This window comes from Brevibacterium sp. S22, from assembly GCF_004745485.1.
GTDB lineage: Bacteria > Actinomycetota > Actinomycetes > Actinomycetales > Brevibacteriaceae > Brevibacterium.
This window is the reverse complement of sequence record NZ_RHFG01000005.1, coordinates 130,540-142,625: the sequence shown is the minus strand read 5'-3', so window position 1 is coordinate 142,625 and position 12,086 is coordinate 130,540. Positions and strand designations below refer to the sequence as shown.

Below are 12,086 nucleotides of genomic sequence, written 5' to 3'. Positions count from 1 at the left end.
GGACGAAACTCCGTGTTCAGAACCCGTTCGGTGAATACGGTGCCCGCCCGAGGCTGAACATCGCACTGGCGAGCACGGCCGCTCCCGGCGTCTGCTCGTCGATGCGCCCGGCCCGGGCGAGGATGACCGGGTCGGCACCGCCGAAGTACAGGGATCCGAGCTCGGCGATCCCGAGACCCAGGTCAGCCGGCGTCGATTCGGACGCGGGAGTCACCTCGGCGCTCTCACCGTCCGAGGTGATGGTGAACCGACCCCCTGCGAGGTCGAGGGAGTCGTCGACGTCGATCGTCAGCGTCCCCGGCACGTACCAGGGCCGGGCCTCGAGCGCGGCCTTGACGTCGAGGATGCGGATCCAGATGTTGTCCTCGGTGGCCACTGTCTTCACCCGCCGGGAATCGGTGAGCAGCCATGGCAACGGCGAGTATTCGGCCGATTGGCCGAAGGTCACCCGGGTGGACAGGTCGATGGCGGCGAGGAACGACCAGAGGGAGGCATACGCGGCATCGGTGACGGCGACGAAGTCGATGATGTCGACGGTCGGTGGGGTCTTCGACCACCCGGCGAACTTATAGGACACGTAGCCGTCGGGCTCACCCTGCTCGTCGAAGTGCAGGGCCGCGCGGACACCGCGGTCCTCCTCGCCGGTCTCGGTGTTGAGCGCTCCGGTGGCGAGTTCGATATAGGTCTGCTGTCGCTGCATGGCTCCCGGCGAGGTGCGCATGAACCGGTCGTAGATCTGAGGTGCCAGCTCCCGCAGTTCACTCGGCAGGCACATCTCGACGCGGCGGTCGGGTTCGCGGACCATCTTGAATCCGGGCGACGTGTCGACCTCGATCGAATGCGACCACGTGGCCACTCCGAAGCCGAACCGCGAATAGATCCCGCCCTCGGTGGCCGTGAGTGCGGCGAACGGGTAGCCGCCTGCCTTCGCCTCGGCGAGGTCCGTGGTCATCATCGACCGCAGCAGCCCGCGCCGCCGGTGAGTCGGGCGCACCGTAATCCAGGTGATGAGGTGACCGGGCACCAGCCGTCCCCCGCCGACGTTGACGAGCTTCTCGAACCACGCGAACGTCGCCACCGGGATGGTGGAGTCCAGCCCGTGGTCGTACTCCTGATCGGCGTAGACGGCGGTGAGGTTGCGCCCATCGGCGATCGCCCGTTCGACGCGGGCTTTCAGCGCCTTATCGGTCGACCGCACGTCGTGGAAGCCCACGCTCGTCGAGGCGAAATACGCCTTCGTGCGCTCGTCCGGCTCTCCCGTGGACTCGTCGATGGTGGGCTTGAAGTCTTCGAATCTGTAATTCGTCACACATCCACAGTAATCCAGTTCGGCGCCGGTGGCGGGCTCAATCTCCCGATCGGTCGTTATCCGGTGCGCCGGAACCGCCTCGGCGAAGGATGCGCGTACGCGAACGGGCCCCGGACACCTCAGCGGTGTCCGGGGCCCGTTCTGATCCCTTTGGTGCGGCGAAGCCGACGCCCGACGGAGCGGGCGGGGCCGCCTCGGTGAGGGTCAGACTCAGCGAGCGGCAGTGCCCTCGGTGTAGTCGTCATCGGTGTCCTTGAGCCACGCGAACATCTTGCGCAGCTCGCGGCCTGTGGCCTCGATCGGGTGCTGCTCTTCCTTGGCGCGCAGCTCCTTGAACTCCGGTGCACCGTTCTTCTGGTCGTTCATGAAGCGCTCGGCGAACTTGCCGTTCTGGATGTCGTCGAGGACGCCCTTCATGTTCTCCTTCACCTCGGGGGTGATGACCCGCGGGCCGGAGACGTAGTCGCCGTACTCAGCGGTGTCGGAGCAGGACCAACGCTGCTTGGCGATGCCGCCCTCGACCATGAGGTCGACGATGAGCTTGAGCTCGTGGAGGACCTCGAAGTAGGCGATCTCGGGCTGGTAGCCGGCCTCGGTCAGAGTCTCGAAGCCGTACTGGACGAGGTGCGAGACGCCGCCGCAGAGCACGGTCTGCTCTCCGAACAGGTCGGTCTCGGTCTCCTCGGTGAAGGTGGTCTTGATGCCGCCGGCGCGCAGGCCGCCGATGCCCTTGGCGTAGGACAGGACAGTGTCCCAGGCCTTGCCCGAGGCGTCGACCTCGACCGCGACGAGCACGGGCACACCCCGGCCGTCGACGAACTCGCGGCGGACCACGTGGCCCGGTCCCTTGGGGGCGACCATGATGACGTCGACGCCCTCGGGAGCCTTGATGTAGTCGTAGCGGATGTTGAAGCCGTGGATGAACACGAGGGTCTTGCCGGGAGCCAGCTGATCCTTGATCTCGCTGTTGAAGATGTCGGCCTGAACCTGGTCGGGAGCGGCGATGGTGATGACATCGGCCCATGCGGCCACCTCGGCGGGGGTGCCGACCTCGAGGCCTTCGGCTGCTGCCTTGTCGCGGCTGGCCGAGCCTTCCTTGAGGCCGATGCGCACCTCTGCGCCCGAGTCGCGCAGGCTCAGCGAGTGGGCGTGGCCCTGGCTGCCGTAGCCGATGACGGCGACCTTCTTGCCCTGGATGATCGACAGGTCGGCATTGTCGTCGTAATAGCGTTCTGCTGCCATAGTTCTAGCTCCTTTGGATTACGGGGTGATGCCCCCATTGTTTCACAGTTCGGTACTGCTGTTCATTTATTGAGATGGGAGGGGTTCCACAAGTTGGAACGCGAAATCAGCTGCGCAGGGCGCGGTCGGTGATCGACTTCGCACCGCGGCCGATGGCCACAGTTCCCGACTGCACGATCTCCTTGATCCCGAAGGGCTCGAGGACCTCGCGCAGCGCTTCGACCTTGCCGAGTTCGCCGGTGGCCTCGACGCTGACGGATTCGGGGCCGACGTCGACGATCTTCGCCCGGAACATCTCGACGGCCGAGGCGACCTGCGGACGTGTCGCCGCATTCGCCTTGACCTTGTAGATGATGTGCGCCCGACGCACCGAGGTCTCGGGTTCGAGCTCGACGATCTTGATGACGTTGACGAGCTTGTTCAGCTGCTTCGTCACCTGTTCCAGCGGAACATCGTTGACGTCGACGACGACGGTGATCCGCGAGAGTTCGTCGTGCTCGGTCACACCGACCGCGAGGCTGTGGATGTTGAAGCCGCGGCGGGCGATGAGCCCGGTGAACCGGGTGAGCACGCCGGGCTTGTTCTCGACCAGGACAGAGAGTGTGTGCCGGCTGTTGTTCATTCCAGGCCTCCTTCGATCTGAGCCACGGAACGCACCGTGCCGTCTTCGTTCGCTCCAGCCTCGGCGATGGCGGCCTCGGCTTCCTCTTCGCCCTCCCCGTCGAACTCGGGACGGATGCCGCGGGCGTATTCGATCTCATCGTTCGACACGCCTGCTGCGACCATCGGCCACACCATCGCGTCCGGTGGGACCGTGAAGTCGAGGACGACCGGTCGGTCATTGATCGACAGCGCCTTCTCGACCGCGGCATCGACATCCTCGTTGCGGTCCACACGCAGCGCCTCGCAGCCGTAGGCCTCGGCGAGCTTGACGAAGTCCGGGATCCGGATCGTCTCGTGACCGGTGTTGAGGTCGGTGTTCGAGTACCGACCGTCGTAGAACAGGGTCTGCCACTGACGGACCATGCCCAAGGACGAGTTGTTGATGATCGCGACCTTGATCGGGATGTTGTTGAGCGCACAGGTGGCCAGTTCCTGATTCGTCATCTGGAAGCAGCCGTCGCCGTCGATCGCCCACACCACACGGTCGGGCTGCCCGACCTTCGCACCCATGGCTGCGGGCACCGAGTAGCCCATGGTGCCCAGTCCACCGGAGTTCAGCCAGGACTTGGGGCGCTCGAACTCGACGAACTGAGCCGCCCACATCTGGTGCTGTCCCACGCCTGCGGCATAGACCGCCTCGGGGCCGGTGAGAGCGGAGATCCGGGAGATCACATACTGCGGATCGCACAGTTCGCCGTGCGTCTCATAGCCCAGCGGATAGGTCTGCTTGAGACGGTTGAGGAAGCGCCACCACGGTTCGAGCTGACGCTCGAGGGCCTTGGGGAACTTGCTGCGCATCTCCGCAAGCATCTCGGCGAGCACCTCGCGGGCGTCACCGACGATCGCGACATCGACCTCGCGGTTCTTCCCGATCTCGGCCGGGTCGATATCGGCGTGGATGACCTGTGCGTTCGGGGCGAAGGAATCGAGTTTGCCGGTCACGCGGTCGTCGAAGCGGGCACCGATGGCGATGAGCAGATCGGCCTTCTGGAACGCGGTGACCGCCGGCACGCTGCCGTGCATTCCGGGCATGCCCAGGTGCAGCTGGTGCGAGTCGGGGAAGGCTCCGCGGGCCATGAGCGTGGTGACCACGGGGATGTTCGTGGCCTCGGCCAGCCGCAGCAGCTCCTTCTCGGCCTCCGAGCGGATGACTCCGCCGCCGATGTAGAACACCGGACGCTGGGCCTGCGACATCAGGCGCGCGGCCTCACGGATCTGCTTGGCATGCGGCTTGAGGATCGGGCGGTAGCCGGGCAGCACCGGCTCCTCCGGCCAGACGAACGGAGCAGTGCCGGTCTGCGCATCCTTGGTGATGTCGACGAGCACGGGTCCGGGACGGCCGGTGGTCGCGATGTGGTGGGCGTTGACGAGGACTCCGGGGATATCCTCGGCGCGGGTGACGAGGAAGCTGTGCTTGGTCACCGGCATCGTCATACCGACGATATCGGCTTCCTGGAACGCGTCGGTGCCGAGCAGAGACGAAGCCTGCTGACCGGTGATCGCGAGCATCGGCACGGAGTCCATGTTCGCGTCCGCCAGAGCCGTGATGAGATTCGTCGCTCCCGGACCCGAGGTCGCGATGCACACGCCGAGCTTGCCCGATGCGGCCGCATAGCCTTCGGCCGCGTGGCCGGCGCCCTGCTCGTGGCGGACGAGGATGTGGCGGATCTCGTCGGTCTCGAACAGCGGGTCGTAGGTCGGAAGGATGGTGCCGCCGGGAAGCCCGAATACCGTGTCGACCTCAAGCTTCTCGAGGCTGCGGACGATCGCCTGCGCACCGGTGAGGACCTCGGGGCCGGTATTGCGGCGAATGCTGGACGGTGTGGCTGTGACCGGTGAGGCCGCGGGCTGAGTGCCCGTGTCCTTCGCGGTCGAGGGCTTGGCTGCCATCGATTCCTATCCTTCCTAGGTTTCCTTCTCATCTCCGCATTAAAAAAGCCCCTCCGGATTCGGTAGGGGCGCGCGGAACGTGTCGTCTCGACAGGCTACGGAAGATCCGCGCGCTGAGTAATAACGACGACAAGAAGGTGAGTCATGCCTCAATAGTTCACCGCGGCCGATGGGGGTGTCAAACCTCGCAATCGATCGTCTCGGATCCTGGGATGTCGGAGGTCTGTCAGGTGAGACCCTGCCGATTCAGCGGTGAGAGAAACGGGAAGTCCGGTTGCTGGACCCATGGATTGTGTCATACCCCACGACTAGGCTGGTCAATCGTGCGTCCCCTCTTTCGGTTCTGGCCCGATCTCCGCTCCCGCATCGGCGTGTACATCCTCGTACTCGTCCTCACTCTCCTGGCCAACGGCATCCAGCTCGTCGTCCCCATCATCACCGGTCATATCATCGACGGACCCATCGCCCACCGGGATCTGTCCGGCCTGTGGCTGCCGGTCCTCGGTGTGCTGCTCATCGGCATCGCCGAGGCGGTCGGAATGTGGGCGCGGCGGATGATCGTGGCTCCTGTCGTCTCTCATTGGGAGGTGACGTGGCGTTCGCGTCTGTTCGATCGTCTGCAGTACACCTCGGTGGCGATCCATGACTCCTGGGAGTCGGGTCAGCTGCTCTCCCGCGCGGTCAATGATCTGTCCCAGCTGCGCCGCTTCTTCGCCTTCGGGCTGCCGTTCCTCCTCTCCACGCCGATCGTGCTCGCCGTGGGCACGGTCATGCTCGTGCTCATGCAGCCGGTGTTCGGTCTGATCATGATCATCATGGCGGTGCCGGCGATCATCGCGGTCGCCGTCTTCGAGAAGCACTACCGTGAGACCTCCCGCCGGTCACAGGACACCATGGGCGAAGTGACCACGGATGTCGAGGAGTCCATCCAGGGCATCCGCATACTCAAGTCGTTCGGTCGCTCCCCCTGGGCCGCCGAGCGCTTCTCCGAGATCTCGACTCGGCTGAAGTCCTTGGAGATCCGCAAAGCGAAGCTCGACTCCTGGCTGTGGAGCGTGCTCCTTCTGCTGCCGACTCTGGCTCAGGCCGCGATCGTCGCCGTCGGCACCTGGGGTGTCATCCAAGGCTGGACGACGATCGGCACGGTCGTGGCCGCAGTGACGATCTCGATGGTGCTGCGGATGCCCATCGAGATGCTCGGCTTCCTGCTCGCCGATGCGCTCATGGCGCTGACCGCCGCCGGCCGGTACTGGGAGGTCATCGACATCCGCCACGACATCACTGACGCCGACGGTGGTGTCGACGATGCTCCCGAGGTCGGGCACTACCGCGGGAAGCTGCGCTTCGACGACGTCGATTTCAGTTTCGCCGATACCGATCGACTGACCCTGCAGGGTCTCGACCTCACCATCGAACCCGGTCAGACTCTGGCTCTCGTCGGGGCGACCGGCTCGGGCAAGACGACGCTGGCCTCTCTCGTGCCCAGGCTGCAGGACGTCGCCGCCGGCACGGTGAGCATCGACGGCGTCGACATCCGGGACATGCCGGTCAACGAGCTGCGCCATCTCGTGTCCGTGTCCTTCGAGGATCCGATCCTGTTCTCGACCTCGGTCGCCGAGAACGTCGAGATGGGCGCCCCGGGCGCGAGCGAAGAAGAGATCTGGAAGGCCCTCGAGATCGCCGCGGCGAAGGATTTCGTCTCCCGCTTGCCCGATGGTTTGGACACTCCGGTGGGCGAGCAGGGTCTGGCCCTGTCCGGCGGTCAGCGGCAGCGTCTCGCTTTGGCCCGCGCGGTCATCGGACGTCCGCGCATCCTCGTCCTCGACGACCCGCTCTCGGCTGTCGACGTCGACACCGAGGATCGGGTGCAGCGTGCGCTGCGGGAGATTCTGCCCGATTCGACGACCCTCATCATCGCCCACCGCCCCTCCACAGCGGCGCTGGCCGATGTGGTGGCCGTGCTCGATGAGGGCCGGATCGCGGCCCTGGGCACACACGAAGAGCTGCTCGAGTCCTCGAAGCTCTACCGCGAACTCATGGGGGCGAGCGCAAGTGCCGACTCAGCACACACCCAAACGGACACAACCGCCTCGGTGACGGAAGGAGGACACTCATGAGCATGCCCCGTCTCGACAGTGACGACGAGGTCGAGGCACTGCCTGCCGACATCGCGAAGAAGGCACGCGCCCTGCTGATGTCGCTGGTCAGGCCGCACCTGGCGATGCTCGCCTTCCTCGCCGTCATCGTCGTTCTCACTGCTGCGCTGCTCGTCATCGGGCCGGTGTTCATCGCCGATGCCCTCGACACGGGCGTTCCCGCGGCGATCGACGGCGATCTCGATCCGCTGCTTCGGGCGGTCACGCTCTTCGTGCTCTCAGCGGTCGCCTCGGCGATTCTGGCTTTCACTTCGACCAGACTGGTCGGGATCACCGCTCAGAAGATCCTCTTCACTCTTCGCGAGCGGGTCTTCACCCATGTGCAGCGTCTTGACCTGGGCTATCACGAGAAGTCGACCTCGGGTCGGCTCGTGTCACGGCAGACCTCGGACATGGAATCGGTGCAGCAGTTCCTGTCGTATTCGCTGTTCGAAACGGCCCTTGCGGTGCTGCAGATGCTCTTCATCGCCGTCACCCTCCTCGTCCTCGATGTGCCGCTGGCGATCGTCGTCTTCGCCGGCTTCGTACCGCTGTTCTTCATCACGAAGGCCGCGCATTCGACTCAGCGCAGTGCCTACCGGCGGACGCGGACATCGATCGCGAAGGTCATCGTCCATTTCGTCGAGACGATGGGCGGCATCCGCGCCGTGCAGGCGTACCGGCGTCAGCCCGAGCGGCGCGGGACCCTGAGCGATCAGGACTCCCGGTACCGGGATGCGAACACCGATGCCCTGCGCGGGGTGGCGTGGTTCGCCGGGTGGACCCGGCTGATCGGCAATATCACGCAGACGGTGATCATCGTCATCGGCGCGTGGCTCGTCATCGAAGGGTGGACGCAGATCGGCGTGCTCGCCGCGTTCATCCTCTACCTGCGCCGCTTCTACGGCCCGCTCGACGAACTCGTGCAGGCGTTCAATCTCTATCAGTCCGCGTCGGCGGCGCTGGAGAAGATCGCCGCGGTCCTCGACGCGGAACCGGCAGTGGCCGAACCGGACAGACCTGTTCGCCTTCCCGCACAGTCGGGGGCGGCAGGCGGCACAGGATCAGGGCGTTCACTCGATCTGGCCGGCGTCCGGTTCGCCTACGGCGATGGACCCGATGTGCTCCCCCGCTTCGATCTGCAAGTTCCTGCCGGGCAGATCGTCGCCCTCGTCGGCGCCACCGGCGCCGGCAAGTCGACGCTGGTCAAGCTCGTCACGCGGTTCTACGACCCGACCGAGGGGCGCGTCGGGATCGACGGAGTGGATCTGCGCGACCTTGAGGATGCGGAGCTGCGCTCGTCGGTGGTCATGGTCACTCAGGAGTCGTTCCTCTTCGCCGGCACGATCGCCGACAACATCCGCATCGGCAATCCCGGGGCCAGCGACGAAGCGGTCGTCGCCGCCGCGACCGCCGTCGGCCTCGACGGATACATCCGCCGGCTGCCCGAAGGCTATGCCACGGATGTGAAGAAGCGCGGCGGACGGCTGAGCTCGGGGCAGCGTCAGCTCGTGTCGTTCGCGCGGGTGTTCCTCGCCGACCCGGATGTCGTCGTCCTCGACGAAGCGACCGCGCATCTCGACATCCCGTCCGAGCGGCTGGTGCAGAACGCCCTGGCCACGGTGCTCGAGGGCAGAACGGCGATCATCATCGCCCACCGCCTGTCCACCGTCGAGATCGCCGACCGCGTGCTCGTCATGGAATCCGGCCGGATCATCGAGGACGGGACACCGGACGAGCTCATCTCCGGCACCGGCAAGTTCGCGCAGCTGCACCAGGCCTGGCGCGACTCGCTCGTGTAGTTCTCGTGCAGTCGAGGCTCTGCAGTTCCTGGTCGACACCTCCGTTTCAACAATGTATGTTGTTAATCAGCGGACGAGTCGATTCGACGAGGAGGACGCAGATGAACGCCGAGACGGAGAACAGGACCGAGGGCGATTCCTCGGTCGACAGTGAGTTCGACCCACCGACCGAGGCGGAGAACAGGTCTGCGGCGGACGCCGATGCCGCGCCCAGCGTCGATGCCGACGAACGACGGATCATCGGTGATGCCATCGCCCGCGGCTATCAGGTGACACGGTGGACTGCCATGGTCATCGGACTGTTGTTCATCGCCTCAGGTCTGTGGTGGGCGGGAATCCTCGTCATCATTGTGACAACGCTTGATCTGCCCCGCGTGGTGACTCAGCGCTATGCCCGCAAACGTGGAATCCGATTAGACGTTCCTTCCATCGACGATGTCGAGAAGCGCAACATCACGGGGCTGCTGCTCGGTGCCGTGTTCCTCCCCGCCGTCTGCGGGCTCATTGTGGCCGAAGCGAAGCTCGGGCACCCGCTGCTTCCATGGTCGTGGAAGAACCGTCCTTACGACGAGAGCGACCTCTACATGCTCTGGGGGTTCGGCGCCGCAGGGGTGGTCATCATCATCGGCTGGTTCGTCCGCCGGCGCAGAGCGTCCCGACCCAACCGGGATGAGTTTGGCTCGCGAGGAGGGCACGAATGACTGCGCACACAGACCGCGCATCTGGCGGGGTCTCGGGATTCGACAACGACGAACTCGGAGATCGGCAGAATCGTCACGTGCAGGTTGGGCCGACGCGACTTGAGAAGGTTCTCGAACGCTCGGCCGGGATCGATGAGATGCCGCTGGCCGACGACCACGAGCAACAGGTCATCATTCGCGCTCTGGCGGTGGGCTACTCGGTCGCGAAGATGATGGCGTGGGTGCTTGCGTTCATCTTCCTCGCATCAGGATTGTGGTGGGCCGGAATCGTCGTCTACCTAGCGATGACGATTCCCGGCATAGTAGCTAACCACTATGCCCGCAGACGAGGGGTCGATCTCTTCTGGCAGTCCGGCCTCGCCCGCAATGAACTGAGTGTGGCGGGACTGTTCGGCGAGATAATCATGTTCACGCTCTTAGTGGGGCTCATCGCACTCCCCGCCGCGTTGGGGCATCCTCTGATTCCTTCAGGGTGGGCGACAGTCTTCCCCAAGTTCGATGAGACTCTCATCTGGGTTTTCGGCGGTCTCATCGTCGGCAGCTGCTTCAGCTGGATCTGCCGTCGCCGGAAACTCAAGAGAAAGCTCCGGGAGCAATGCGACTGACGACTTCTACTCCACGATCAGCGGGACGAAACGGTAGCGCCCGTGCCGAGTGACCTCAACATCCCCTGGCTCCTCACCGGTGCGCACGACGCGCAGCATGACACCGCCGACTGGGATGACCATCACTCCCCCGATGACCAGCTGATCTACCAGTTCTTCCGGCAGATGATCGGCCCCAGCCGAGACGAGGATTCGGTCGAAAGGACCGCGATCCGGTGCCCCGAGAACCCCCGCCCGTGCCTCGACGAACTCGATCGGTGCCGGTGACTCACCCGACTCTGCATCGGCGCCTGACTCGGGGGCCGCCTCGGTGATGGACTTCGCAACGGATTCCTGCTCTCGCGCAAGCAGCTCGGGATGACGCTCGACGCCGGTGACCCGCCCGTCACGCCCGACGATGACGGCCAGCAGGGCCGCCGTCCATCCCGAACCCGATCCGAGGTCGAGGACCGAGTCCCCGCACTCCGGCGCGAGGAGTTCGAGCATGTCGGCAACCGTGCTCGGCTGGGAATTCGTCTGCCCGCACCCGATCTCCAACGGCACATCCGCCACCGCCCACGCCCGCTGACCTTCAGGCAGGAAGAGCTCTCTGTGCACTCGCGCGAATGCCCGGTCGAGGGTCACGGTCCTCACAGGGCGGTTCATTTCGGCCTCCTCACCGAACCCGGCATGTCATGCTGCTGAGCTCTCGACGATACTCCTCGTGAGATGAGGCGGGAAGGCGGTCGAGTATCGTTGTCCCGTGACATCACACGAGCTCGATCGCGCCAAGGCCCTCATCACCTCGATTCCCGACTACCCGGAGCCAGGGGTGAACTTCCGCGACATCTCACCGCTCATCGCCGACGGACCAGCGCTGCGAGCCGTCACCGAGGCGCTCATCGCCCCATTCGAGGGCACGTTCGACATCGTCGGCGGCCTCGAGGCCCGTGGCTTCCTCTTCGCCGGGACGATCGCCGCGATGACAGGGGTCGGCATCCTGCCGATCCGCAAGGCCGGCAAGCTTCCGAAGCCCGCGGCCGCGGTCTCCTATTCCCTCGAATACGGCACCGCCACCATCGAAGGTCCCGACGTCCTGGAGGAGGGCGAGCGCGTCCTCCTCATCGATGACATCCTCGCCACCGGCGGAACCCTCGCCGCCGCTCAGTCAGTCGTGACCGACCTCGGCGCGACAGTGGTCGGATCCGCCGTGGTCCTCGAGCTCACCGACCTCGGCGGACGGAAGCGCACGGGCGAAGTCCACACCCTCTTCGCCGAGTGAGACGGATCAGCTGATGCGGATGAGCACGCCACCCGCATCGATCGGCCCCTCCTCGGCGACGCTCAGTTCCTCGACATCGGCGTCGAGGACGATGACCGGCACGACGAGTGACTTCTCCGCCTCCCTCGCAGCCTCCAGGTCCCAGACGATGATCTCGTCCCCGGCTTCGACCTGCTGCCCGGCCTCGGCACGGAGCATGAAACCTGCGCCCTTCAGATGGACGGTGTCGATGCCCAGGTGAACGAGCACCCCCTGATCGGGCCGATGGGAGATGACGAATGCGTGGGGTTTGAGGCTCGTCAGCTTTCCGGAGACGGGAGCCGTGACCCTCAAGGTCGCTGCATCGCCGGGGTCGACCGCGGCCCCGGGCCCGACGAGCGCCTTTGCGAAGACGGGGTCGGGGACCTCCGTCAGTGGGATCACGGTACCGGCGATGGGTGCAGCGATGGTGACTGTCATTGTCAGTCGGCCGCCTTTC

The 12,086-nt window shown here is 65.3% G+C and carries 11 protein-coding genes; 5 read left to right on the top strand and 6 right to left on the bottom strand.

The window, feature by feature from the left end; genetic code table 11:
* Positions 1 to 16: 16 nt before the first annotated feature.
* From EB835_RS07255 to EB835_RS07240, 4 genes are all read right to left on the bottom strand, one after another.
* The gene (locus EB835_RS07255) at positions 17 to 1,309 is read right to left on the bottom strand and encodes a GNAT family N-acetyltransferase (RefSeq protein ID WP_135808796.1); all 1,293 of its coding nucleotides are present in this window, start codon (positions 1,307 to 1,309) and stop codon (positions 17 to 19) included.
* A 210-nt stretch (positions 1,310 to 1,519) separates the two neighbouring features.
* Positions 1,520 to 2,551 (bottom strand): ketol-acid reductoisomerase, encoded by a 1,032-nt coding sequence (gene ilvC / locus EB835_RS07250; protein ID WP_135808795.1) that lies wholly within the window; start codon positions 2,549 to 2,551, stop codon positions 1,520 to 1,522.
* A gap of 106 nt (positions 2,552 to 2,657) precedes the next feature.
* Positions 2,658 to 3,173 carry an acetolactate synthase small subunit gene (gene ilvN / locus EB835_RS07245; protein ID WP_135808794.1) on the bottom strand — a complete coding sequence of 172 codons (516 nt, stop codon included), beginning with the start codon at positions 3,171 to 3,173 and terminating at the stop codon, positions 2,658 to 2,660.
* Positions 3,170 to 5,104: an acetolactate synthase large subunit gene (locus tag EB835_RS07240; protein ID WP_135808793.1), complete on the bottom strand. Its 1,935-nt coding sequence runs from the start codon at positions 5,102 to 5,104 to the stop codon at positions 3,170 to 3,172. The genes ilvN and EB835_RS07240 overlap by 4 nt, the downstream gene beginning before the upstream one ends.
* 323 nt (positions 5,105 to 5,427) lie before the next feature.
* On the opposite strand from EB835_RS07240, the gene EB835_RS07235 reads away from it, so the two are divergent.
* The 4 genes from EB835_RS07235 (at position 5,428) to EB835_RS07220 (ending at position 10,347) form a co-directional block, all read left to right on the top strand.
* The gene (locus EB835_RS07235; protein WP_240688611.1) at positions 5,428 to 7,221 is read left to right on the top strand and encodes an ABC transporter ATP-binding protein; all 1,794 of its coding nucleotides are present in this window, start codon (positions 5,428 to 5,430) and stop codon (positions 7,219 to 7,221) included.
* Positions 7,218 to 9,041: an ABC transporter ATP-binding protein gene (locus EB835_RS07230; RefSeq protein ID WP_135808791.1), complete on the top strand. Its 1,824-nt coding sequence runs from the start codon at positions 7,218 to 7,220 to the stop codon at positions 9,039 to 9,041. The genes EB835_RS07235 and EB835_RS07230 overlap by 4 nt, the downstream gene beginning before the upstream one ends.
* Before the next feature lie 101 nt (positions 9,042 to 9,142).
* Complete coding sequence (locus tag EB835_RS07225; RefSeq protein WP_135808790.1) at positions 9,143 to 9,742, top strand: hypothetical protein; 600 nt, start codon at positions 9,143 to 9,145, stop codon at positions 9,740 to 9,742.
* Positions 9,739 to 10,347 carry a hypothetical protein gene (locus tag EB835_RS07220; protein WP_135808789.1) on the top strand — a complete coding sequence of 203 codons (609 nt, stop codon included), beginning with the start codon at positions 9,739 to 9,741 and terminating at the stop codon, positions 10,345 to 10,347. Before EB835_RS07225 ends, EB835_RS07220 begins: the two co-directional genes overlap by 4 nt.
* 6 nt (positions 10,348 to 10,353) lie before the next feature.
* Here the strand turns inward: EB835_RS07220 and EB835_RS07215 are convergent, their stop codons facing one another.
* Positions 10,354 to 10,992, bottom strand: a complete 639-nt coding sequence (locus tag EB835_RS07215; RefSeq protein WP_135808788.1) for a protein-L-isoaspartate O-methyltransferase family protein — start codon at positions 10,990 to 10,992, stop codon at positions 10,354 to 10,356.
* 97 nt (positions 10,993 to 11,089) lie between these two features.
* Between EB835_RS07215 and EB835_RS07210 the strand changes: the two genes are divergently transcribed.
* Positions 11,090 to 11,608, top strand: a complete 519-nt coding sequence (locus EB835_RS07210; RefSeq protein ID WP_135808787.1) for an adenine phosphoribosyltransferase — start codon at positions 11,090 to 11,092, stop codon at positions 11,606 to 11,608.
* A 6-nt stretch (positions 11,609 to 11,614) separates the two neighbouring features.
* Here the strand turns inward: EB835_RS07210 and EB835_RS07205 are convergent, their stop codons facing one another.
* Positions 11,615 to 12,067, bottom strand: a complete 453-nt coding sequence (locus tag EB835_RS07205; protein WP_135808786.1) for a PTS sugar transporter subunit IIA — start codon at positions 12,065 to 12,067, stop codon at positions 11,615 to 11,617.
* Between the last annotated feature and the right edge of the window lie 19 nt (positions 12,068 to 12,086).

Coding starts and splice junctions, on each gene's coding strand:
- EB835_RS07225 (WP_135808790.1), top strand. CDS start 9,143: ATGAACGCCGAGACGGAGAACAGGACCGAGGGCGATTCCTCGGTCGAC.
- EB835_RS07215 (WP_135808788.1), bottom strand. CDS start 10,992: ATGAACCGCCCTGTGAGGACCGTGACCCTCGACCGGGCATTCGCGCGA.
- ilvN (WP_135808794.1), bottom strand. CDS start 3,173: ATGAACAACAGCCGGCACACACTCTCTGTCCTGGTCGAGAACAAGCCC.
- EB835_RS07220 (WP_135808789.1), top strand. CDS start 9,739: ATGACTGCGCACACAGACCGCGCATCTGGCGGGGTCTCGGGATTCGAC.
- ilvC (WP_135808795.1), bottom strand. CDS start 2,551: ATGGCAGCAGAACGCTATTACGACGACAATGCCGACCTGTCGATCATC.
- EB835_RS07230 (WP_135808791.1), top strand. CDS start 7,218: ATGAGCATGCCCCGTCTCGACAGTGACGACGAGGTCGAGGCACTGCCT.
- EB835_RS07240 (WP_135808793.1), bottom strand. CDS start 5,104: ATGGCAGCCAAGCCCTCGACCGCGAAGGACACGGGCACTCAGCCCGCG.
- EB835_RS07205 (WP_135808786.1), bottom strand. CDS start 12,067: ATGACAGTCACCATCGCTGCACCCATCGCCGGTACCGTGATCCCACTG.